The sequence below is a fragment of the Geodermatophilus amargosae genome, from assembly GCF_041028265.1.
In the GTDB taxonomy this organism is placed as follows: domain Bacteria; phylum Actinomycetota; class Actinomycetes; order Mycobacteriales; family Geodermatophilaceae; genus Geodermatophilus; species Geodermatophilus amargosae_A.
On the sequence record NZ_JABGCW010000011.1, the window covers coordinates 133,757 to 155,269 of the forward strand.

General features: G+C 75.7%; 20 protein-coding genes and 1 pseudogene. 7 read left to right on the forward strand and 14 right to left on the reverse strand.

Translation table 11 applies throughout. The annotated features are described in order from the left end of the window. Positions 1-145: 145 nt before the first annotated feature. Positions 146-331 (reverse strand): DUF1918 domain-containing protein, encoded by a 186-nt coding sequence (locus HLV61_RS15095; protein WP_369256811.1) that lies wholly within the window; start codon positions 329-331, stop codon positions 146-148. A 94-nt stretch (positions 332-425) separates the two neighbouring features. After that, positions 426-1,319: an alpha/beta fold hydrolase gene (locus HLV61_RS15100; protein WP_369256813.1), complete on the reverse strand. Its 894-nt coding sequence runs from the start codon at positions 1,317-1,319 to the stop codon at positions 426-428. 118 nt (positions 1,320-1,437) lie between these two features. Between HLV61_RS15100 and HLV61_RS15105 the strand changes: the two genes are divergently transcribed. From HLV61_RS15105 to HLV61_RS15120, 4 genes are all read left to right on the forward strand, one after another. Beyond that, positions 1,438-2,028, forward strand: coding sequence for a sugar O-acetyltransferase (locus HLV61_RS15105; protein ID WP_369256815.1), 591 nt, complete (start codon positions 1,438-1,440; stop codon positions 2,026-2,028). Continuing rightward, the gene (locus HLV61_RS15110; RefSeq protein WP_369256817.1) at positions 2,025-2,588 is read left to right on the forward strand and encodes a TetR/AcrR family transcriptional regulator; all 564 of its coding nucleotides are present in this window, start codon (positions 2,025-2,027) and stop codon (positions 2,586-2,588) included. Before HLV61_RS15105 ends, HLV61_RS15110 begins: the two co-directional genes overlap by 4 nt. Positions 2,589-2,661: 73 nt before the next feature. Then, a complete protein-coding gene (locus HLV61_RS15115) occupies positions 2,662-3,858 on the forward strand; it encodes an MFS transporter (protein ID WP_369256819.1) in 1,197 nt (398 codons plus the stop codon). A 199-nt stretch (positions 3,859-4,057) separates the two neighbouring features. Beyond that, positions 4,058-4,441, forward strand: a complete 384-nt coding sequence (locus tag HLV61_RS15120; RefSeq protein ID WP_369256821.1) for a hypothetical protein — start codon at positions 4,058-4,060, stop codon at positions 4,439-4,441. A gap of 524 nt (positions 4,442-4,965) precedes the next feature. Here the strand turns inward: HLV61_RS15120 and HLV61_RS15125 are convergent. Next, positions 4,966-5,853: pseudogene (locus HLV61_RS15125) on the reverse strand (MEDS domain-containing protein); the annotation flags it as partial. A 49-nt stretch (positions 5,854-5,902) separates the two neighbouring features. Then, positions 5,903-6,364, reverse strand: a complete 462-nt coding sequence (locus tag HLV61_RS15130; RefSeq protein ID WP_369256823.1) for a RidA family protein — start codon at positions 6,362-6,364, stop codon at positions 5,903-5,905. A gap of 137 nt (positions 6,365-6,501) precedes the next feature. Between HLV61_RS15130 and HLV61_RS15135 the strand changes: the two genes are divergently transcribed. Beyond that, positions 6,502-8,160: a CocE/NonD family hydrolase gene (locus HLV61_RS15135; RefSeq protein WP_369256824.1), complete on the forward strand. Its 1,659-nt coding sequence runs from the start codon at positions 6,502-6,504 to the stop codon at positions 8,158-8,160. 64 nt (positions 8,161-8,224) lie between these two features. Here the strand turns inward: HLV61_RS15135 and HLV61_RS15140 are convergent, their stop codons facing one another. The 8 genes from HLV61_RS15140 to HLV61_RS15175 form a co-directional block, all read right to left on the reverse strand. After that, the gene (locus tag HLV61_RS15140) at positions 8,225-9,472 is read right to left on the reverse strand and encodes an ABC transporter substrate-binding protein (protein ID WP_369256825.1); all 1,248 of its coding nucleotides are present in this window, start codon (positions 9,470-9,472) and stop codon (positions 8,225-8,227) included. Further along, positions 9,469-10,692, reverse strand: a complete 1,224-nt coding sequence (locus HLV61_RS15145) for a branched-chain amino acid ABC transporter permease (protein ID WP_369256827.1) — start codon at positions 10,690-10,692, stop codon at positions 9,469-9,471. Before HLV61_RS15145 ends, HLV61_RS15140 begins: the two co-directional genes overlap by 4 nt. Continuing rightward, positions 10,685-11,575 (reverse strand): branched-chain amino acid ABC transporter permease, encoded by an 891-nt coding sequence (locus tag HLV61_RS15150; RefSeq protein ID WP_369256829.1) that lies wholly within the window; start codon positions 11,573-11,575, stop codon positions 10,685-10,687. The genes HLV61_RS15145 and HLV61_RS15150 overlap by 8 nt, the downstream gene beginning before the upstream one ends. Then, the gene (locus HLV61_RS15155) at positions 11,572-12,480 is read right to left on the reverse strand and encodes an ABC transporter ATP-binding protein (protein WP_369256830.1); all 909 of its coding nucleotides are present in this window, start codon (positions 12,478-12,480) and stop codon (positions 11,572-11,574) included. The genes HLV61_RS15150 and HLV61_RS15155 overlap by 4 nt, the downstream gene beginning before the upstream one ends. Beyond that, positions 12,468-13,289, reverse strand: a complete 822-nt coding sequence (locus HLV61_RS15160; protein ID WP_440284818.1) for an ABC transporter ATP-binding protein — start codon at positions 13,287-13,289, stop codon at positions 12,468-12,470. The genes HLV61_RS15155 and HLV61_RS15160 overlap by 13 nt, the downstream gene beginning before the upstream one ends. Before the next feature lie 246 nt (positions 13,290-13,535). Beyond that, positions 13,536-14,504, reverse strand: a complete 969-nt coding sequence (locus tag HLV61_RS15165; RefSeq protein WP_369256832.1) for an NADPH:quinone oxidoreductase family protein — start codon at positions 14,502-14,504, stop codon at positions 13,536-13,538. A gap of 66 nt (positions 14,505-14,570) precedes the next feature. Then, positions 14,571-16,547 carry a potassium transporter Kup gene (locus HLV61_RS15170; RefSeq protein ID WP_369256834.1) on the reverse strand — a complete coding sequence of 659 codons (1,977 nt, stop codon included), beginning with the start codon at positions 16,545-16,547 and terminating at the stop codon, positions 14,571-14,573. Positions 16,548-16,767: 220 nt separating this feature from the next. Continuing rightward, positions 16,768-17,019: a hypothetical protein gene (locus HLV61_RS15175; protein WP_369256836.1), complete on the reverse strand. Its 252-nt coding sequence runs from the start codon at positions 17,017-17,019 to the stop codon at positions 16,768-16,770. Positions 17,020-17,122: 103 nt separating this feature from the next. Here HLV61_RS15175 and HLV61_RS15180 point away from each other — a divergent pair, with 103 nt between their 5' ends. Further along, the gene (locus HLV61_RS15180) at positions 17,123-17,695 is read left to right on the forward strand and encodes a GNAT family N-acetyltransferase (protein ID WP_369256838.1); all 573 of its coding nucleotides are present in this window, start codon (positions 17,123-17,125) and stop codon (positions 17,693-17,695) included. A 4-nt stretch (positions 17,696-17,699) separates the two neighbouring features. Here the strand turns inward: HLV61_RS15180 and HLV61_RS15185 are convergent, their stop codons facing one another. Continuing rightward, positions 17,700-18,356 (reverse strand): TetR/AcrR family transcriptional regulator, encoded by a 657-nt coding sequence (locus HLV61_RS15185; RefSeq protein ID WP_369256840.1) that lies wholly within the window; start codon positions 18,354-18,356, stop codon positions 17,700-17,702. A gap of 128 nt (positions 18,357-18,484) precedes the next feature. Here HLV61_RS15185 and HLV61_RS15190 point away from each other — a divergent pair, with 128 nt between their 5' ends. Further along, positions 18,485-20,029: an FAD-dependent monooxygenase gene (locus HLV61_RS15190; RefSeq protein WP_369256842.1), complete on the forward strand. Its 1,545-nt coding sequence runs from the start codon at positions 18,485-18,487 to the stop codon at positions 20,027-20,029. 31 nt (positions 20,030-20,060) lie between these two features. On the opposite strand, the gene rox is transcribed toward HLV61_RS15190, so the two are convergent. Beyond that, positions 20,061-21,491: a rifampin monooxygenase gene (gene rox, locus HLV61_RS15195; RefSeq protein ID WP_369256844.1), complete on the reverse strand. Its 1,431-nt coding sequence runs from the start codon at positions 21,489-21,491 to the stop codon at positions 20,061-20,063. Between the last annotated feature and the right edge of the window lie 22 nt (positions 21,492-21,513).

Consider the following 21,513-nt stretch of genomic DNA (forward strand, 5'->3'; position numbering starts at 1 on the left):
GCTGCCTGGTGCTCCGTCGGCGGGCGGCCGGCGAGCGGCGGGTGCAGGCCGCCCCGCCGCGACGACGTCGCGGTGTGCACGCAGCGCGGTGGGGAGGCGCGCCCCGACGCGGTGCGGGCACACCGCGCGGTCGTCGTCCGGGAAGTCAGGTCCCGGCGGGCTCGTGTTCGACGGTGCAGGAGCCGGCCGGGTAGAAGACGCCGGTGTGCCCGTCGGCGTCCCACTGGACGACGTACGGAGGCCCGCCGGCCTCCCCGCGGACCTCCGTCACCCGCCCCGTGCGGTCCGGCTCCCCCTGATGGGTCGAGCGGACGACGATCCTGTCCCCCACGCGTGCTTCCACGGCGACCTCCCGGACACTCCCGTACGGCGTGGCGTCCTGGCGGGACCAGCGTCCCGCCGGAGCCGGAGCCGGGCAAGGGTCCTCAGGCCACACCGTCGGTGACCCCGCCGTCGAGGACCTCCCGCAGCCGCGCCGCGAAGGCCTCCGGCTCGCCGCGCTGACCGAACTCCTCGCCCATGAACCCGCCGTGGTCGCCGGGGAAGAGCACCGGCGTGGTCCCGAGCGCGGCGGCGACGCCTTCGCCGCCGCGGCGCGCCAGCTGCCCCTCCGACGCCTCCCCCACGGCGACGACGACCCGGGTGGGCGCGGCCCGCAGCGCCGCGAGGTCGAACTCGACGTGCGTGGAGGAGAGCAGGTTCTGCGACAGCAGCGGGTCGTCGCGGGACCCGTCGTCCTCGGTCGGGAGGCCGAACACCGCCGGGTCCGGTGCCGGCCCGGCGAGCTCGGCGGTCACCGGGCCGCGGTGGCCCACCAGCCGGATGAAGGCGGCCATGCCCGGGCCGCGGCCGCCCTGCCGGTAGGCCTCGCCGATCGCGTGCGTGGCGGCCGAGGCCTCGGCGGCGTCGGGGACGTAGCGCACCGCGGGGGGCTCGTGGGCGACCAGCGTGCGCACCTGCTCGGGCCGGCGGGCCACGAGCGTCAGGGCGTTGATGGCGCCGCCACTGGTGGCGAACAGGTCCACCGGGCCGCCACCGACGGCGTCGATCACGGCGGACAGGTCGTCGGCGTGCTCCTCGGGGGTGTTCGTGGGCGCGCCGTCGGTGCGGCGGCTGCGCCCGGCGCCGCGCACGTCGTAGGTGACCACGGTGCGGTCGGGGAAGTGGCCGGCCAGGGTGCCGAAGCCCTCCGCGCCCATGGGCGAGCCGACCAGGAACAGCACCGGCGCGCCGGCCGGTCCGGGGCGGACGTCGTAGGTGAGGACGGCGCCGGGCACCTCGAGGCCGCGGGTGTCGAGTTCGGTCGGCGTGCTGGTCATCGCGGGCCTCCGGGTGTGGGTGGTCTGCCGGAGTAGACACCCCCGGTCCGACGGACTCATCGGTTCCCGCGCCGCGCGTTGTGTACGGACGTCCGCATCCATGTGTACGCTCGTCCGCATGACCTCGCTGCCTGCCGCCGACGACGTCCGGACCATGCGTGAGCGGATGCTCGCCGGCGATCCCTACATCGCCGACGACCCGGAGATCGCCGAGGCCGCCGCCGCGGCACTGGACCTGGCGGCGGCCTACAACGCCACCACGATGCGCCAGCGCCCGCTGCGCCGGCACCTGCTCGAGCAGCTGCTGGGCTCTGTCGGCGAGGGCACCGAGATCCGCCCGCCCCTCCACGTCGACTACGGCACCAACCTGCACGTCGGCGCGCGCTCCTTCGCCAACTTCGGCCTGGTCGCCCTGGACGTCGCGGCGATCACCATCGGCGACGACGTGCAGATCGGCCCCAACGTCCAGCTGCTGACGCCGACCCACCCGGTGGAGCCCGGACCGCGGCGCCAGAAGTGGGAGGCCGCACAGCCCATCACCATCGGCGACAACGTGTGGCTCGGCGGCGGCGTCATCGTGCTGCCCGGCGTGACCATCGGCGCGGACACCGTCGTCGGCGCCGGGTCGGTGGTGACCCGGGACCTGCCGGCCGGGGTGGTCGCCGTGGGCAACCCGGCCCGGGTGGTCCGGACGCTGGAGCACGGGTGACCGCCGCGCCGGCGCCCGCCCGGCGTCCGCGCCGGCACGACCCCGGACGGCGCGACCGGCTGGTGGCCACCGCTCTCGACGTCATCGCCGACGTCGGGGTCGGGGGCGCCACGCACCGGGCGATCGCCCGCGCGGCCGACGTGCCCCTGGGGTCGACGACCTACCACTTCGCCTCCCTCGACGAACTGCACGCCGCGGCGTTCACCCTGCTCGTCGAGGACGTCGCCGGCCGCTTCGACGAGCGCATGCGCACCGCGCCGGACCGGGCGGCGGCGCTGGCGGCGCTCGTCGAGCACCTCACCGGCGACCTGCTCGTCTCCGGTCGTGACCTCGTGCTCACCGTCGAGCTCTACGCGGCCGCCGCCCGCCGGCCGGCGCTGCGCGCGGTCACCCAGGACTGGATGCAGCGCAGCCGGCGCAGCCTGCAACGCCACCTCGACCCGGTCACCGCCGGCGAACTGGACGCGCTGGTCACGGGCCTGGTGCTGCACAGCGCCCTGTCGACCGACCCGATGGACCCCGACCGGATCCGCGCGGCCGTCCTCCGCCTCGCCGCCTGACCCTCGCCGCCCGACCCCCGCCGCCCGACCCTCCCGCACCCGCATCCGCACCCCCAGACCAGGACAGGACCCCGTGTCGGACACCCTCCCGGCCGCCCCGCCGCGGCTGCGCGCCGCCCGCGCCTCCGTCGCCGCGTGCTTCTTCATCAACGCCGTCCTCTACGCCGACCTCGTGCCCCGCCTGCCCGAGATCAAGGACCGCCTCGACCTCACCAACGCCTCCCTCGGCACCGCGCTGGCCGCCCTGCCGCTCGGTTCGCTGGTCTCCGCGCTGGCCTCGGCCGCGCTCATGCGGCGATTCGGCTCGGCGCGGGTGGCCTCCTTCGGCCTCGTGGCGCTGGCCGCGGCGGTCTGGGCCGCGTCGGTGGCGCCGTCGTGGTGGCTGCTGGCCGGCGCGCTGTTCGTGGCCGGCGCGCTCGACGCCGTCGTCGACGTCGCGCAGAACGCCCACGGCCTGCGCGTGCAGCGGGCCTACGACCGGTCGATCCTCAACGCCTTCCACGGCATCTGGAGCATCGGCGCGGTCGCGGGCGGGCTGCTCGGCTCGGCCGCGGCGGGGCTGGGGATCCCGCTGGGCCTGCACCTCGGGGTGGTCGCGGGCGTGTTCGCCGTCCTCGCCCTGGTGGCCCACCGCTCGATGCTGCCGGGGCCCGACCAGGAGGAGGTCGCGGCGGACGCGCCGCCCACCGGCGGGAGCGGCGCGCTGCGCGCCGTCCTCCCCGCGCTGGCCGCCCTCGGTGTGCTCGCCGCCTGCGGCGCCGTCGTCGAGGACGCCGGCTCGTCGTGGAGCGCGCTGTACCTGCGCGGTGAGATCGGCACCGGCGCCGCGACCGCAGGCCTGGGCTTCGTGGCGCTGTCGGTGGCGATGACGGTGGGGCGCCTGACCGGCGACCGCGTCGTCGACCGGTTCGGCCAGCGCCGGGTGGCCCGCCTGGGCGGTGCGGTCATCGCCGCCGGCATGGGGCTGGCGCTGGCGGTCCCCTCGCTGCCGACGACGCTGGTCGGCTTCGCGCTGGCCGGCCTCGGCGTCGCCACCCTCGTCCCCGCGGTCTACGCCGCCGCCGACGACCTGCCCGGGCTGCGGCACGGCGTCGGGCTGACGCTGGTCAACTGGCTGCTGCGGATCGGCTTCCTGGCCTCGCCACCACTGGTCGGTGCCATCGCCGACGCCTCGAGCCTGCGGATCGGCCTGCTGGCCGTCGTCGTCGCCGGCGTGGCGACGCTGCTGTGCGGCCGGGTGCTGCGGGCGTCGGTGAGCCGGGAGACCTGACCCGGGAGTGCGGCATCCCGTCGCGCACGACCGGTGCGGGGAGAGCCGGGCCAGGGAGCGGGAGCTCGGAACCTGGCCCGGTGCGCCGGCGAGGAGTTCCCCCTCTACTCGACCGGAGCGGAGCGTGCGCCTCCAGCGTGCACGCACGGTGCCCGGCCCGCATCCCGGAGCTGTCGGCACCGGCGGTCAGGATGGGGCCGTGGCTGCCTTCTTCCTCCCGCGCGCGAGCGACGACGACCAGGCCGAGCGGCTCTACGAGGCCCTCGCCGAGTTCGCCGGCTGCGAGCCGGCGCCCCCGGGCCGGCGGGTGCACTCCGTCGCCTTCCGCCAGGACGGCGCCGCGTGGGTCGCCGAGGTGGGCCGCGAGCTGCACGGGCAGCGGACGACGACGACGCTGCGCCGCGGCGAGCTGCTCGAGCACACCGAGGAGCTGACCTCGACCGCCCGCGTGCTGGCCGTCTACCCGGGTCCGCCGCACGTCGTGGTCACCGACGCCCAGCCGATCACCGGCACGCCCTCGGAGTGGCCCAACCCGTTCCCCGTCGCCGAGCCCGACCGGGTCACCCTCTTCGACGCCCTCTGACACGACTCACGGCTGGGGACGGGAGTACAGCCGGACGGCGGTGCCGGGCCGCTGCGGACGGCGGCGTCGTCGGCCAGGCTCCAGGCCAGCCACGTCCCCCGGGGGCCGCGTTCCGGATCGGGCGGCACGTAGCCGAGCGCCTCGTCCGGCAGGCCGGGCCGCCGTCGTAGACCTCGACGACCAACGTGTCCCCGTCGGTCCAGGTCACGAGCTCGGCGAACGCCGCGACGCGCAACGCGTTGGCCCGCAGCTCGTGGGTGGCCAGGACGACGTCGCCGAGCCGGGCCCGCCGGTCGGAGGGCACCGCGGCGCTGACGGCGCGGCGGCCCTGCACGGGTGCGGTCACGGTGCCGACGACAGCGTGCGCCGGACGGAGGGGCCCACGCGGGCTGGACCGCGCGCAGGAAGCCGGCCGGGTCCTCGTAGGCCGGTCCGGGCACTGGTGCGGCACCGCCCCAGGTGAGCGGGTGGGACCGGTTCACGGCCGCGAGGACCTCGGCCGGGAGCCGGCGGGCGTCGTGCAGGCACAGGCTGCAGTAGGGCACCGCGTCGTAGCAGCGGTTCGTGACCGCCTCGAACCGGCTCCACACCCGACCGTCCTCGCGGGCGAGCCAGGTCGGTCCGGCGGCCAGCCGCCAGGTGGGTGTGGTGGCACGCAGTGCGCGCAGGTCGCGGTCGGAGGCCTGCAGCGTGCCGTGGCCACCGCGCCACCACGCCTCCGCGGCGGCGAAGACGGTCAGCCGCCCGAGGTCGGTCCCGAGGTGCTCGGGCAGCAGGGAACCGGACGCGTTCCCCGGCGGCGACGAGCACCGGCTCCTCCCGGCGGACCCCCTCGAGGACGAAGGGCACGACCCGCTCGACGAGCTCGGCGTCGGCGGAGAGCACGGACCCCTCGTGCGCGAGCCGGGTGCCGTCCCACTCGCCGGTCGGACGCAGTCGCCACGTACGCGGCCTGGGTGAGGTCCACCTCCCCGCGCAGCGACGACACGGTCGCCGCCCGGACAGGTGGGCCAGCGGCGGCCGGACCGCCCCTGCCGGAGCAGCTCGGTGACGTCCGCGGCCACCCGCAGGCCGGTGCGGCCGCCGTCGAGCGCCGCCCGCGTGGCGCGGCGGTGCTGTTCCACCTGCGCACGCGGGACGAGCGCGGCGCCGGTCGAGTCGCTGTCACCGGTCTCCTGCAGATCCGGCCGGCCGTCGACGAGCAGCGCGTCCCGGTGCGGCAGTGCCGACACCGCGGCGAGCGGGGCCGGCCGTGTGGGCCCGATGAACAGCAGCTGCTCCTCGCGGCGGCAGCCCTCGTCCGGGAAGGGCACGACCGCCGCGGCGAGGTCGGCGGCGCCGGTGAAGGACCGGAGCGCGTGGTCGCCCGGCCGGAGCCGGTCGACCGCGTCCAGACCCTGCGGGACGGTCACGCCCGCGAAGTCACCCGTCCGTGACCCCGGAGTCAGGAGGGGACCCCGCTCAGGCGACCTGCACGACCGCCTCGATCTCCACGGCGATGTCGAAGGGCAGCTCGGCCATGCCCACCGCCGAGCGGGCCCCGCGGCCGCGCTCGCCGAGGACCTCGACGAACAGGTCCGAGCACCCGTCGATGACGGCGGGCGTGCGGGTGAAGCCGGGCGCGCAGTTGACCATCCCGAACAGCTTCACCACCGCGCGCACCCGGTCGAGGTCGCCGAGCTCGGCGCGCACCGTGCCGAGCAGCTGCAGCCCGGTCAGCCGCGCCGCCTCCCGGGCCGTCTCCAGGTCCACGCCGCCGTCCCCGACCTTGCCGGTGACCAGGCTCCCGTCGGGCCGCACCGGCCCCGCGCCGGAGAGGTACAGCAGGTCCCCGACCTGCCGGGCGGCCACGTAGTTCCCGGCCGGGCTCCTCGGCTCCGGCAGCTCGATGCCCAGTTCCCTCAGTCGCGCGTCGAGGTCCATCCGCCGATCGTGGCCCTCCGCGGGCGCCCGCGGGAGCCCCTGCGCACCTCTCGCGGCGGACGGCCCGCGGCACGACGATGATCTGCGACCGCGGGCGAGGAGCGCCGCTGCGGAGTCGGGAGGACGAGGACGTGCCGGTGCTGACCAGGCTGGGCGGGCTGCTCGCGGACGCCGCGCTGGGGCTGCCGCTGCGGGCGGTGCCGTACACCGTGGAGCGGGACGTCGCCGTCCCGATGCCCGACGGCGTGACGCTGCTCGGCGACCACTACCGGCCGGCCGGCGCGGGCGGCCCGCAGCCGGTCGTGCTGATCCGCCTCCCCTACGGGCGGGCCGGGCTGTTCGCGCACGCCTTCGCCGCCCCGTACGCGCGGCGCGGCTTCCAGGTGTTCGTGCAGTCCACGCGCGGCACCTTCGGCTCCGGCGGGCACTTCCGGCCGTTCACCACCGAGCACGAGGACGGCCTGGCCACCCTCGCCTGGGTGCGCGCGCAGCCCTGGTGCGACGGCCGGGTGGCGATGACCGGCGGCAGCTACTTCGGCCACACCCAGTGGGCCGTCGCCCCCTACGCGGACCCCCCGCTGGTCGCGGTCTCGCCGCACATCACGGGCGCCCGGATCACCAGCGCCTTCTACGACCACGGCGCGCCGGGGCTGGAGAACGCGCTGCGCTGGTCGGTGGCCATCGGCCGGCAGGAGGCCGGCGGCCTGCCGGCCCCGCTGCAGCCGCCGGGCCTGCGGGCGCGGGTCGACCGGGCGCTGCGGATGCTGCCGCTGCAGGCGGCCGACACCGTCGCCGTCGGCGCGCCGGTGCCGTTCTGGCGCGACTTCACCGGCCACGCCGGCCCGGGCGACCCGTTCTGGCACGGCACCGACCACGACGACGCCGACCTCACCCGTTTCCCGCCGGCGAACATGGTCACCGGCTGGTGGGACCTGTTCGCCGCCGCGCAGCTGACCGACCACGCGCGGCTGCGCGCCGCCGGGGTCCCCGCGCGGATCACCGTCGGCCCGTGGCTGCACGGCGACCCCGGGGAGCTCCGGGAGATCGTCCGCAGCGACGTGCGCTGGCTGCGCCACCACCTGCAGGGCGGCCCGGCGCCGGCCGGCGCGCCCGTGCGGCTGTACCTGCAGCAGGCCGGCCGGTGGCTGGAGTCGGAGTCCTGGCCGCCGCCGGGGGTCTCCCCCGTGTGGCACCACCTACGGGCCGACGGCGGCCTCACCGAGCAGGCCGAGGCCGGCGACGCGGCACCCCGCCGGTTCACCTACGACCCGGCCGACCCCACGCCGACCGTCGGCGGCCCCCTGCTCGCACGCCCCGGCAGGCAGGCCGACAACGCCGCGGTAGAGGCCCGCGACGACGTCCTCGTCTTCTCCGGCCCTCCGCTCCCCCGCGACGTCGACGTCGTCGGGCACGTCCGCGCCCGCGTGCACGTCCGCACCGACCTCGACCACGCGGACCTGTTCGTCCGGCTCTGCGACGTCGACCCCGCCGGCGTGTCGCGCAACGTCGTCGACGGCGTCCGGCGGCTGGATCCGCGCACCGTCCCGGCCGACGACGTCACCGTGGGCCCCGACGGCGTGCTCGCCGTCGACGTGGAGCTGTTCCCGACCGCCTACCGCTTCCGGGCCGGGCACCGGCTGCGGGTGCAGGTGTCCGGCGGGGCCTTCCCGCGGTTCGCGCGCAACCTGGGCACCGGCGAGCCGTTCGCGTCGGCGGGCACCGGCCGCCCCTGCCGCTTCGAGGTGTTCTCCGACGCAGCGCACCCCTCGCGCGTGGAGCTCCCGGTCCTGCGCTGAGACGCGACCGGCGCCCCCTCCCGTACGGGAGGGGGCGCCGGTGTGTGGGCCCTGCGGGAGGTCCCTACCCCGCGAGGTCGGCGGCGAGCTCGCCCTCGAAGGACTCCTGGACGACCTCGGCGCCACCGGGTGCGTCGGCCGGCCGGAGGATGATGCTCTCCGTGCTCGGCGACACGCCGGTCTCGAAGCCCGTCAGCGGCACGAGCAGGCCGCCGGTGTCGACGTCGGACAGCTCGCCGAACGCCGCGAGGACGCCCTCGCGGGTCAGGTCGCCGTTCTCGCAGGCCGCGTCGAGCACCTGGTTCATGACGTCGCCCATCGCGTACCCGAAGATCGCGCCGAAGCTCGGCGTGGTGTTCGGGTAGGCCGCCTGGTACTGCTCGAGCAGCTCGGGCTGGGAGGCCCACGCCGTGACCGGCGAGGACACGTAGAGGTGGTCCTTGAGCCACTGCGCCGACGGGCCGTCCAGCAGTCCCGGCGCGAACACCGGGTTGCTGCCCAGGATCGGCACGTCGAGCCCGGCCGACTGCGCCACCGCGGCCACCGAGGCGGTCTGCCCCGGCGCGACGGTCAGCACGATGGCGTCCACGCCCTCCGCGGCGAACTGGGTGACCTGCGCGGACATGTCCTGGTCGGTGGACTTGATCTGCGCCTCGATGACGTTGAGGCCCCGGGCCTCGGCGACGGCGCGGGAGCCGGCCAGGCCGTTCTCGCCGTACTCGCCCTCGAAGTAGATGTGCCCGACCGTCGCGCCGTCCTGCAGCAGGCCCTGGTCGAACAGGTACTGGTAGCCGTTGGCGATCTCGACGTCGTAGGTGGCGCCGAGCACGCCGGTGCCCGGGATCTCGGTGAGCGTCCGCGCCCAGGCCGACGGGAAGTTGACGATCGAGTCGCTCTCGTAGTCCCCGGCCAGCGCGGTGTTGATCGGCGACCCGATCGTCTGCTGCATCGCCAGGACGTTGGGCTCCATGCCGCTGTAGAGCTGCACACCCGTCTGCGGCACGTAGCCGGTGTCCTGGACGTCCAGTTCGACGTCGTAGGTGTCGCAGACCTGGTTGTCCTCCCAGTACAGCGTGTTGCCGTTGGTGATGTCGGTGCCCAGGGCGGCGAAGACGCCGGTGAAGTCGGTCAGCACGCCGAGGCGGATCGTGGTGCCCTCGATGCCGACGTCGGTGGTGACGTCGCCGCCGGCCTCGCCGCCCCCGCCGCCGCCGCCACCGCTCTCCGGCGCCTTGGTGCTGCAGCCGCTCACCGCCACGACGGCGGCGGCGGCCAGGACGGTGGCCCCCCGTAGACGCGTTCCAGCTCTCATCTGCTGCTCCCTCGTGACGGTGGTTCGGACGGTTCGGGGACGGTGGTGCCGGACCCGGGACCCGGGGATCCGCGGCCGGGTCTGGCACCCCGGCGGCGGAAGCGGTGCGCGAGCCCGGCGAGGCCGCCGGGCTCGAAGAGGACGACCAGGACGATGGCCAGGCCGAAGAGGTAGCGGGCGGCGATGCCGGCGGCGACGCCGCCCTCACCCGGCGCGCTGACCAGGGGCAGCACGTCGGCGAACTGCTGGAACACCAGCGGCAGCGCGGTGACGAACGCCGCGCCGAGCGCCGCGCCGGCCACGGACCCGAGACCGCCGAGCACGATCATCGCCAGGTAGAGGATCGACACGGTCAGGCCGAAGGACTCCGGCGCGATGCTGCCGATCGACAGCGCGTACATCACCCCGGACAGGCCCGCGTACATCGAGCTGACGAGGAACACCCGCGCCTTGTACGCCTGCACGTTGACGCCCATGACCGAGGCGGCCACCTCGCTGTCGCGCAGCGTCTGCAGCGCCCGGCCGGGCCGGCTGCGCAGCAGGTTGCGGGCGAACAGGTAGGCCGCCAGCGCCAGCACGATGCCGAGGTACCAGAGCCGCTCGGCCTCCCGGAACGGGACGCCGAGGACGAACAGCTGCGGGTCGTCGTTGCCGAAGGAGAACCCGAACAGCGAGAACTCCGGCACCGAGCGGCCGTTGAAACCGCCGGTCACCGGCGTCCAGGTGTTGAGGACGTGGACGCCGATGAAGACCAGACCGAGCGAGGCGACGCCGAGGTAGATGCCCCGCAGCCGGGCGGCGATCGGGCTGAACAGCAGCCCGGCCAGGCCGGCGAGCAGGACGCCGACGACCATGCCCACGATCGGCGGGAGCTCCAGGCCGCGCAGCGCCGCCCGGGTGCCCAGGCCCCCGGACTCGCCGGAGACGAACGTGTAGCTGACCGCGCCGACGGCGAGGAAGAACGCGTGCGCCAGCGACAGCTGCCCGGTGGTGCCGACGAGCAGGTTCAGCCCGATGGCGCCGACGATCGCGCCGGCGACGGCGAAGCCGGTGCGCAGCCAGAACTCCTCCACGTAGAGCGGGAGGACGAGCAGCAGCACCAGCGCGGCCAGCAGCAGCAGCGTCTTGACGAGGCGCGCCGGGGACCGCCGGGCCGCCGACCCGGAAGCCGTCGGGGGCCGGCGGGTGGCCCCGGCCGGGGCGGAGAGGGTGTCAGACACGGGTCAGCTCCTTGGTCCCGAACAGGCCGGAGGGGCGGACCAGCAGCACGATGATCATCACCACGTAGGGAGCGACCTCGCCGAACCCGCGGCCGAGGAAGGACAGCTGCTCCTGGTAGCCGGCCGCCATCGCCTCGGTGATCCCGATGAGCAGCCCGCCCACCAGGGCGCCGCCGGTGGAGTCCAGGCCGCCGAGGATCGCCGCCGGGAAGGCGCGCAGCGCGACGGTGTAGGCGGCCGCGCTCACGCCCGGGGTCGGGGCGCCGACGAGGAACAGCGCCGCCACCCCCGCCAGCACGCCGGCGACGACCCAGGCCAGCGCCGACACCCGGCCCTGCCGGATGCCCATGAGCGCCGCGGCCTCGCCGTCCTCGGCCGAGGCGCGCATCGCCACGCCCCAGCTGGAGTACTTGAAGGCGACGAAGAAGGCGACGATGAGCACGGCCGCGACGCCCATGGCGATCAGCCGGTTCTCGCTGATGCCGACCCCGCCGATGCGGACGGAGTCACCGCCCCACGGGTGCGGGATGTTGAGGATGTCCGGGCCGATCTGCCGGATCAGCTCGGTGAGCAGGATGATGTCGACGCCGATGGTGACGATCGCCAGGCTGATCACCGGGGCCCCGCGCAGCCGGTTGATGATCAGCCGCTCGACGAGGAACGCCGCCAGCGCGGTGAGCAGGACGCCGACCAGCACGGCGGGCAGGAAGCCCAGGGGGTCGGCCAGCCGGGCGATCGTGAAGGCGCCCAGCAGCAGCAGCGAGCCGTGGGTGAAGCTGACGACCTCGCTGGCCTTGAAGATGATCACGAAGCCCAGGGCGATGAGCGCGTAGATCGCGCCCAGCGAGATCCCGTTGAGCAGCAGGGACAGGAACTGGGTCACGGCCGGCGCTCCGGGTGGTCGGTGGGACGGGTCGTGCCACCCGAGGCCGTGCCACCCGAGGCGGCGGCGACGGCGTCGGCGGGGTTGTCCTCGGTGCCCGAGCCCAGGTAGGCGCGGATGACCTCGGGGTCGGACTGCACCTGCGCGGGGGTGCCGTCGGCGATCCGGCGGCCGAAGTCGAGGACGGTCACCCGGTCGGCCAGGGACATGACCATCCCCATGTCGTGCTCGACGAGGATGACCGTGATCCCGAGCGCCGAGCGGATCTCCCGGATGGCGTCGGCCATGCGGGCGGTCTCCTGGGCGTTCATCCCGGCCACCGGCTCGTCGAGCAGCAGCAGGCGCGGCTCGATGCACAGCGCCCGGGCCACCTCGACCCGCTTCTGGTCGCCGTAGGACAGCACGCCCACGGGGGTGTGCAGCTTGTCCCCGAGGTCGAGGAACTCGGCGATCTCCCGGATCCGTTCGCCGTGCAGCTTCCCCTCGCGGGTGGCCCGCGGCAGACGCAGGCCGGAGGAGAGGAACCCGGCCTTCGTCAGGTGGTGGCGGCCGAGCATCAGGTTCTCGGCGACGGTCTGGGTGCCCGACAGCGCGATGTTCTGGAAGGCGCGGGCCACGCCGACGCCGGCGATCTGGAACGGCCGCATGGCGCTGAGCCGGGCGTCGCCGAAGCGGACCTCGCCCTCGGTGGCCTGGTAGACGCCGGACAGGACGTTGAACAGCGTCGACTTGCCGGCGCCGTTGGGGCCGATGACGGCGTGGATGGAGCCCGGCGCGACGGTGAAGGAGACGTCGTTGAGCGCCTTGATGGCGCCGAAGGCGACGCTGACGGACTCGACCTCGACCGGCGGGACGTCGTCCCGGGTGGTCGGGGTGGCCGCGGGGACGGCGGTCACGCCGTCCACCGCGACAGGGTGCGCCGGGGTGCCTGGTCGGTGCGCTGCTCCGGGCCCGCGCCGGTGTGGCCGAGGTAGAGCCGCTGCACCTCGTCGGACTGCGCGAGCTCGCGGGCGTCGCCGGACAGCGACACCCGGCCGACGTCGAGCACGTAGGCGTGCGTGGCCACCCCGAGCGCCATGGTGGCGTTCTGCTCGACCAGCAGCACCGAGGTGCCCTGCCGGTTGATCTCGGCGATCACCTCGCCGATCTGGCCGATGATCCGCGGCGCCAGGCCGAGGGAGGGCTCGTCGAGCAGCAGCAGCCGGGGGCTGGCCATGAGGGCGCGGCCGATCGCGAGCATCTGCTGCTCGCCGCCGGACAGCAGTCCCGCACGCTGGCCACTGCGCTCCCGGAGGACCGGGAACAGGTCGTGCACGCGGGTGATCGCCTGGGCCTTCGCGGCGCGGTCGCGGTTGCCCATGCCGCCGGCGCGCAGGTTCTCCTCGACGGTGAGCCGGCCGAAGATCCGCCGTCCCTCGGGCACCTGGACGACGCCGGCGCGGACGATCTGCCCGGCGTCCCGGCGGGTCAGGTCCAGGTCGCCGAAGCGCACCGTCCCGGCGTCGACCCGGCCGCGGTGCAACCGCAGGGTGCCGGAGATGGTGCGCAGCAGCGTGCTCTTGCCCGCCCCGTTGCTGCCCAGGACCGCCACCACGGCGCCGTCGGGCACCTCCATCGAGACGCCCCGCACGGCCTCGACGGCGCCGCCGTAGGTGACCTGCAGCGCGTCGACGCTCAGCACGGCGCCGTCGCCACGGCCGGTGAGATGGACCACATGCGGCGGAACGATAGGCGGGCCGTCAAGGAAAGACGCGCAGGTCGGGCCAGCCGTGACCTCGTGGTGATACGGCTCCGTGCGGTCTCGCCACAGGAGCGGCCGGCAGCTGTGGCGCGCCCGCACCTGGTGCACCGCGCCGGGATCTGCTAGGCGGCACGCGCCCGACGGCGCCGGCACCCCCCGCACACGGCGGCGCCCCACCCCGCCGGCCGGCGGGGTGGGGCGCGGGCACCTGGACGGCGGTCAGTCGCGGACGCGCAGCAGCACCTTCCCGGTGGCCCGGCGCTCGTCGAGTTCGGCGACCGCGGCCGCGGCGTCGGCCAGGGGGTGCACCGTGCCGAGCACCGGCTGCAGGCGCCCCTGCTCCAGCAGCGGCAGGAGGTCGGTCCACTGCTCCTGCACGAAGGTGGGCTCGCCCGACCAGAAGGCGCCCCAGCCGACGCCGACCACCGAGACGTTGTTCAGCAGCAGCCGGTTGACCCGCACGGTGGGGATCTCGCCGCCGGTGAAGCCGAGCACCAGCAGCCGGCCCTCGCGGCCCAGGCTGCGCAGGGAGTCGGTGAACCGGTCGCCACCCACCGGGTCGGCCACGACGTCGACCCCGCGGCCGCCGGTGAGCTCCTTCACCCGCTCCCGGAACCCGTCGGCGAGGACGACCTCGTCGGCGCCGGCGGCGCGCGCCGCCTCGCCCTTGGCCTCACTCGACACGACGGCGAACACGCGCGCGCCGTAGGCCTTCGCCAGCTGGACACCCGCCGTGCCCAGGCCGCCGGCCGCGCCGTGCACGAGCACCGTCTCGCCCTCGCGCAGCTGCCCGCGGCGGCGCAGCGCGAAGTGCATCGTCAGGTAGTTCATCGGCAGCGCCGCGCCCTGCTCGAAGGACACCGCGTCGGGCAGCGGGAACACGAAGCCGGGGTCGGCCACCGCCACCTCGGCGAAGCCGCCGAACCCGGGGAAGGCGGCCACCCGCCGGCCGGCGGTGAGGCCGCTGCCCTCCGGGGCGCTGCGCACGACGCCGGCCACCTCGCTGCCGGGCACGAACGGCGGCTGCGGCTTGAGCTGGTACTCGCCGCGGCTGAGCAGCACCTCGGGGAAGGTCACGCCGGCGACGTGCACGTCGACGACGACCTTGCCGGCGCCGTCGGGCTCGGGGACGTCGACGACCGAGATGGCCGAGGGGCCGTCGAGGGTGGCGATCTGGGCGGCGCGCACGGGTCCTCCTGGAGGGGCTGGGAGACGGTGCGGCGAGTCTCGCAGTGCCGGCGACGGGCGCCGCACTCAGAGGTCGAGCTCCGCGCCCATGACGACCGTGCGGGCGGCCGGGAGGTCGAGGTACTCCGCGTGCCCCACCGCGGCGCGGGTCAGCCCGACGAACAGCCGGGTGCGCCAGGCGCTCATCCCGGACCGCCGCGCCGGTCCCGGCGTCGTGCGCAGCGACGTGCACAGCGTCGGGCGGGTGACGAACCAGGTCGCGGTGTCGGGGTCGCCGGCCCCGCCGGGTCCCGCCGGGAGCACCCGGCGCAGCACGGCGACGAGGTCGGGCGGGTCCTGGAAGCCGAACTCCGCGGCGACGTGCACGAACCCGTCCCCGGGCCGCCCCAGGGGCTCGACGGTGTACCGGGCGCCGCCCGGGAGGTGCGGCACGGCCACCGTCCGGGCGGAGACGACGACGACCCGCTCGTGCAGGACGCCGAGGCGCTCGACGGTGGCCCTCAGCGCGAGCGGCGCGGTCGCCTCCGCCAGGTGCGGGTACACCCCGGTGCCGGGCACCCGGGGGACGCCGGCGGCGCGCACCTCGGCGAGGGCGGCGCCCAGCGGTCCCTCCCGCTCCACCCGCCGGGCCGCCAGCGCCTCGTGCCCGCGGCGCCACGTCGTCATGACCGTGAGCACGGCGGCGGCGATGAGCAGGGTGAGCCACCCGCCGTCGAGCACCTTCGGCAGGGTGGCGGCCGAGTAGGTCAGCTCCACCGCGCCGAGGACGCCGCCGAGGAGCACCAGCCGGCGCCGGGACCACCCCCACCGTGCCCGGGCGACGGCGAGCAGCAGAACGGTCGTGACGAGGAACGTGGTCGTCACCGCGACGCCGTAGGCGGTGGCCAGGCGGGCCGCGGAGCCGAAGCCGAGCGTCACGGCGAGCACGACGACGAACAGCGCCCGGTTCACCGCGGGCACGTACACCTGGCCGGCCTCCCGCGCCGAGGTGTGCCGGATGCGCAGCCGCGGCAGGAAGCCCAGCTGCACCGCCTGGCGCGACATCGAGAAGGCGCCGGCGAGGACCGCCTGCGAGGCGATCACCGTGGCGGCGGTGGCGAGCACGACCATCGGCAGCTGCGCCCAGGACGGGAAGAGGAGGAAGAACGGGTCCTCCCGGGCCCGCGGGTCCCCGGTGACGAGCGCCGCCTGGCCCAGGTAGTTCAGGACCAGTGCCGGGAACACGAGCAGGAACCAGGCCAGCCGGATCGGCCGGCGGCCGAAGTGCCCCATGTCGGCGTAGAGCGCCTCCGCGCCGGTGATCGCCAGCACCACCGCGCCCATGACGGCGAGGGTGAGGACGGGCCGCTCGACGGCGAAGAGCACGGCGTAGGACGGCGAGAGGGCCCGCAGGACCTCCGGCCGGGCCACCACCTGCGCCAGCCCGGCCGTGCCGAGGGCGGCGAACCACAGCACCATCACCGGGCCGAAGACCCGCCCGACCCGGCTGGTCCCCCACCGCTGCGCCGCGAAGAGCACGGTGAGCACGGCGACCGCCAGGGGCAGGACGGCGGCGGACAGCCCCGGCGACACCACCTCCAGGCCCTCGACGGCCGACAGCACCGAGATCGCCGGCGTGATGACGCTGTCGCCGTAGAACAGCGACGCACCGAGGACCCCCAGCAGCACCGCCAGGCCGGCGCGCCGGTGCCCCTCGCCGCCGAGGGACCGGGAGACGAGCGCGGCCAGCGCCATGACGCCGCCCTCGCCGTCGTTGTCGGCGCGCAGGACGACGACCACGTACTTGACCGTCACCGTCACGGTGAGCGCCCAGACGACCAGCGACGCGACGCCGAGCAGGTCGCGGGTGGCGTCCCCCACCGCGCCGCCGTCGACGGCGAACACCGTCTTCATCGCGTACAGCGGGCTGGTGCCGATGTCGCCGTAGACGACGCCGAGCGCGCCGAGGACCAGCGCGGACTGCCCCGGACCGCGCTCCCCGCCGGACCGCCGCTGGGGGACGGGGCTCCCCGGCACGGCCTCGCGGGGCACGGTCCCCGCCACGACCGCGGCCTCCTCGCCGGTCCGCGCCGCCGCCGGTGTCCTAGGCCCCCGTCGCGGCCGGCACGTCGGGCCGCACCGTCCCTCGCGTCACCGGCCGGTGCTCCCGGACTCCGGTCCTTCGCGCCATGGGTGCTCCCGGGACTCGGCACGGACGGTGGGCGTGCCGGACATCGTGCTCCCCGGAGTCACCGGGGCACAGACCGTCGCGCGTGCCGTCGGGTCAGGCGCCGGGCGTGGCCTGCAGGTCCTCCCGCCGCTGCACGCGCAGCGCCCGGAACGGCCGGCCGTGCTGCGGCTCCTCGGCCCACTCGACGGAGACGACCTGCCCGGCGCGCAGGGTGCCGTCGGCGGTGTCCACGACGGCGGCGTCTGCCCAGACGTCACCCGCCAGCCCGGGCACCTCGAGCACGGCGCCGTGCGCCTGCTCGTCCCAGCGCACGACCGTGCCGACCGACGTCCCGCTGCGGCTCATGCGCCCAGGCTGCGCGCTGCGGGGCACCGGGGCAACGACGGGGCGCACGGTGTGTTCGCGCACATCCCGGAGGGATCGGCGATCCGCGCGCGTTGTACCTGTCGTGACCACCACCAGCACGGCCGCCGAGCGCGTCCCCGCCACGGCCGGGCCGCTGACGGAGATCGCGCTCGCCGACGGGACGCCGGCGATGATCTGGCCGCTGCTCGACACCGACGGCGAGGCGCTGCGGCAGGCCTACGCCGAGCTCTCGCCCGCCTCGCGCCGGTTCCGCTTCCTCACCGACCTGCCGGAGCTGTCCGACGGCATGCTGCGGATCCTCGTCGACGCGGTGGACGGCGTCGACCACGTCGCCGTCGTCCTCACCGCGTTCCCCGACGGCGAGGGCGCCCGCCAGGTCGGCGTCGCCCGCCTGGTGCGCTATCCGGACGAGCCCGGCGTGGCCGACGTCGCGGTGACCGTCACGGACGCCTGGCAGGGCCGCGGGGTGGGCCGCGCGCTCATGGACGCGCTGCTCACCCGCCGGCCCGCCGGCGTCACCCGGCTGCGCACCACGGTGGCCGCGGAGAACCGCGCCTCGCTGCGCATGCTGGGCCGGGTGGGCCGGATGACGGCGCGCCACGAGGGCGGGGGCGAGCTCACCGTCGAGGTGACCGACCTGCCGCCCGTCCCCTGACGGGTCAGTCGCCGGCGCCGGCCAGCAGGTAGCGGACCGCGGTCTCGCCCAGGTCGGCGACGAACGCGTCGTCCCCGACCGGCGCCGGTGTGGCGAAGCCCGGGCCGTAGGCGACCCGGATGACCGAGGTGGCGAACACCGTCCCGAAGCACGAGCGGACGGCGGCCTCGGGGTCGTCGTGCCGCACCGCGTCCGACACCCGGAGCACGACCGAGGTGAACTGGTCTCCCAGCAGCCGCCCGTAGTCCGAGCCGCGCCGGCGCACCTCGGGGTGCGCGGCCGAGACGAGGACGACCGCCCGCAGGAACCGCTCGTGCTGCAGGAAGATCCCGGCCACCTGCGCCACGGCGGCCCGGACCAGGTCGGCCGGCGCGAGCCCGGCCCAGCGGCCCGCGTCGGCGAACGCCTCCTGGTCGGCGAGCAGCCGGGCGATGCCGTGCTCGTACACGGCGAGGAAGAGCGCCTCCTTGGTGTCGACCCGCGCGTAGAGGGCCCGCGGCGCCACCTGTGCCCGCTCGCAGACCGCGGCGATGGTGAAGGCCTCGGAGCCGCCGTCCTCGAGCAGCGCCACCCCGGCGTCGAGCACGCGGTTCCACGCCTCCCGGCTGCGCCGCTGCAGCGGCGGCCGGACCTCCAGCGAGACCTCCGCGGCTGAGCCCACGGCGTCATCCTCCCGTTCGCCCGGGCCTCCGACGGACGCGGCCCTTGACACGGCGGTGACCCCTGCCACACGCTTCCCGCGCTGAACCGTAGCGAACGCTACGGTTGCTCGCATCCCCAGGAGGAGTAGTGCTCATCGTCCTCGGCCGCGCCGCGGCGGCACCGGGACACCGGACCCGACTCGTCGACGCCGCCCGCGCGGTGACGGCGGCGACCCGGTCGGACGACGGCTGCATCTCCTACGTTTTCGCCACCGATCTCGACGAGCCGGACGTGGTCGTCAGCGTGGAGGTCTGGCGCGACCAGGGAGCGCTCGACGCCCACATGGCGCACGACCACACGCGGGAGTTCCTCGCCGCGGTCGGCGGACTGGTCACCGGCGAGCCCGTCATGTCGATCCACGACGTCCCCGACCCGGCCCGAGCCGGCCGACCTCCTGCACTGATCCCGATGAGGAGACCTGCGATGACCACTCGCCCGCGCAGCCGCGTCCCCGGCCGTGTCGCCGTCCTCGGTGCCGGCCCGGCCGGCATGGCCGCCGCCCTCGGCGCCATCAAGGCCGGCCACGACGTCGTCGTCTACGAGCGCTACCGGGAGGCCCGCCCGGCCGGGAACATCCTCAACCTCTGGCCGCCGCCGCTGAAGGCGCTGCGCTCCCTCGGCGTCGACACCGACGACCTCGGCGCCCCCACCGACTCCGAGTTCCGCAACCTCGCGGGGAAGGTGCGGGTCCGCGTCAGGCTCGACGACGACGTCAAGCGCGAGTACGGCGGCGGGTTCATCGGCCTACTCCGGCCCGAGCTCTACGAGCGGATGCTCGCCGCCATCCCGCCCGGCACCATCCGCTTCGGCTCGCAGGTCGAGCGCATCGAGCAGGACGACCGCGCGGTCACCCTGACCTTCGCCGACGGCAGCACCGCCGAGCACGACGTCCTCGTCGGCGCCGACGGCATCGACTCCCTCGTCCGCCGCACGCTGTGGGGCGACGCCCCCAAGCGCGAGCACCGGCTGCACATCTTCGGCGGGTTCACCTTCGCCGACGTCCCCGGCACGGAACCGAACAAGTGCGTCCTCACCCACAGCCGCACCGTGCAGGGCTCCTGGACATCCATCCGCAACAGGGGCCGCGACGGCCAGCAGTGGTGGGTGCTCACCGCCACCGACCCCGACGCCCCCGCGCCCGCCGACCTGAAGGCTGCCGCCGGCGCCCTCGCCGCCGGGTTCCCCGCTCCCCTGCCGGGCCTGATCGCCGCCACGGACCCCGGCGACGTACAGCGCTGGGTGCTGCGCGACCGCCCCGCGTTGAGGCAGTGGTCGAGGGGGCGCACGACCCTGGTCGGCGACGCCGCCCACCCGACCTCGCCCTACGCGGCCTACGGGGCGGGGATGTCGATCGAGGACGGCTACTTCCTGGGCCGGGCGCTCACCGGCGTCGACCTCAGCGACGCCGCCGCCGTCTCGCGGGCGCTGCAGTCCTACGAGGACCCGCGCAAGCCGCACACCGCCCGCCAGGTGCAGCAGGCCTACCTGCTCGGCAAGGTCTTCCACCACGCGCCGGCACCGCTGCGGCCGCTGCGCGACCTGGTCTTCGACAACACGCCGTTGCTGCAGAAGGTCGCCGGCGACACCAACCCGCGCGAGATCGCGAAGCAGCTCGCACTGATGACGGACTGACCGCGGGACCGCCCGCTGCCGGATCGGCGAGTCAGACCGGGCCGACGGCGGAGCCGAACCACCGGAGCAGCGCGTCGAGCAGGCCCTGCTGGTCGCCGCCGGCCCACGCCACGTGGCCGTCGGGCCGCAGCAGCACCGCGGGCACGTCGAGCTCCTCGCTGACGTCGACGACGGAGTCGACCCGGTCCGCCCGGCCCGCGACCGACAGCCGGCCGGTCGTGTCGAGGAGCAGCCCGCGTCCCCGGTGCATCAGCTCGTAGAGCCGCCGCCGCCCGAGCCGCACGTCCCGCAGCCGCCGGCCGAGCAGGTCGTGCCCCTCGCCGAGGTCGTAGCGGACCCCGATCGCGGTGGTCCTCTCGACCAGGTACCGGTTCACGTCCGCGAAACCCACCAGCTCCGACAGCAGCCGGCGCACCGACCGCGGACCGGGCTCCGGGGACAGCAGGGTGAACTGCGCGCGGGTGAAGTCCAGGACGTCGGCGGCCACCGGGTGCCGTTCCGCGTGGTAGCTGTCCAACAGCCCCTCCGGTGCCCAGCCGGCCACCTCGGCGGCCAGCTTCCAGCCGAGGTTGAACGCCTCCTGGATACCGAGGTTCAGCCCCTGCCCGCCGGCCGGCGGGTGCACGTGCGCGGCGTCGCCGGCCAGCAGCACCCGGCCGGTCCGGTACCGCTCGGCCAGCCGGGTGGCGTCGCCGAAGCGGGACAGCCAGCGCGGTGAGTGCACGCCGAGGTCGGTGCCGGCCACCGCCCGCAGCTGCTGCCGGACCTCCTCGAGCGTCGGCGGGACACCGCGGTCCCCGGCCAGCCCCGCGGCGGGCACGACGACGCGGTAGACCCCGTCCCCGAGGTGCCCGAGGCCGAAGCGGAGCTCGCTGCGGCGCACCTCGGCGTTCACGGCGGCCACGGTCTCCGGCGAGGCCGCCACCTCCATCTCGCCGAGCAGCGTCTCGACCCTGCTGGGCTCACCGGGGAAGCCGACGCCGAGCAACCGGCGCACCGTGCTGCGGCCGCCGTCGCAGCCGACCAGGAACGGCGCGCGCACCTCGCTGCCGTCGGCCAGCTCGGCGGTCACCCCGTCGTCGTCCTGACCCAGCCCGACGAGCTCGCAGCCGCGCCGGATCTCCACGCCGACCTCGACGGCGTGCTCGGCGAGCAGCCGGTCGGTGACGGTCTGCGGGATGGCCAGGACGTACGCGTGCGCGGTGTCCAGCCCGTCCGGCTGCGGTGTGGGGATCCCGGCGAAGCCGCCCACCGGGAGCTGCCGCCCCAGCGCGAGGAACCGCTCCAGCAGACCGCGCATGTCCAGGATCTCGGCGCTGCGCGCGTGCAGGCCGAGCGCGCGGACGTAGGGGGTCGGCTCCGCGTCCCTCTCGAGCACCAGCGCGTCCACGCCGTGCAGCCGCAGCTCGCTCGCCAGCACCAGGCCGGTCGGTCCGCCGCCGGCGATGACCACGTCCACCACGGGTCGCTCCCCCTCCTCGCCG

Excerpts from the sequence above, each read along its gene's own strand:
- HLV61_RS15100 (WP_369256813.1), bottom strand. The coding sequence starts at position 1,319 with ATGACCAGCACGCCGACCGAACTCGACACCCGCGGCCTCGAGGTGCCC.
- HLV61_RS15105 (WP_369256815.1), top strand. The coding sequence starts at position 1,438 with ATGACCTCGCTGCCTGCCGCCGACGACGTCCGGACCATGCGTGAGCGG.
- HLV61_RS15130 (WP_369256823.1), bottom strand. The coding sequence starts at position 6,364 with ATGGACCTCGACGCGCGACTGAGGGAACTGGGCATCGAGCTGCCGGAG.
- HLV61_RS15140 (WP_369256825.1), bottom strand. The coding sequence starts at position 9,472 with ATGAGAGCTGGAACGCGTCTACGGGGGGCCACCGTCCTGGCCGCCGCC.
- HLV61_RS15175 (WP_369256836.1), bottom strand. The coding sequence starts at position 17,019 with ATGAGCCGCAGCGGGACGTCGGTCGGCACGGTCGTGCGCTGGGACGAG.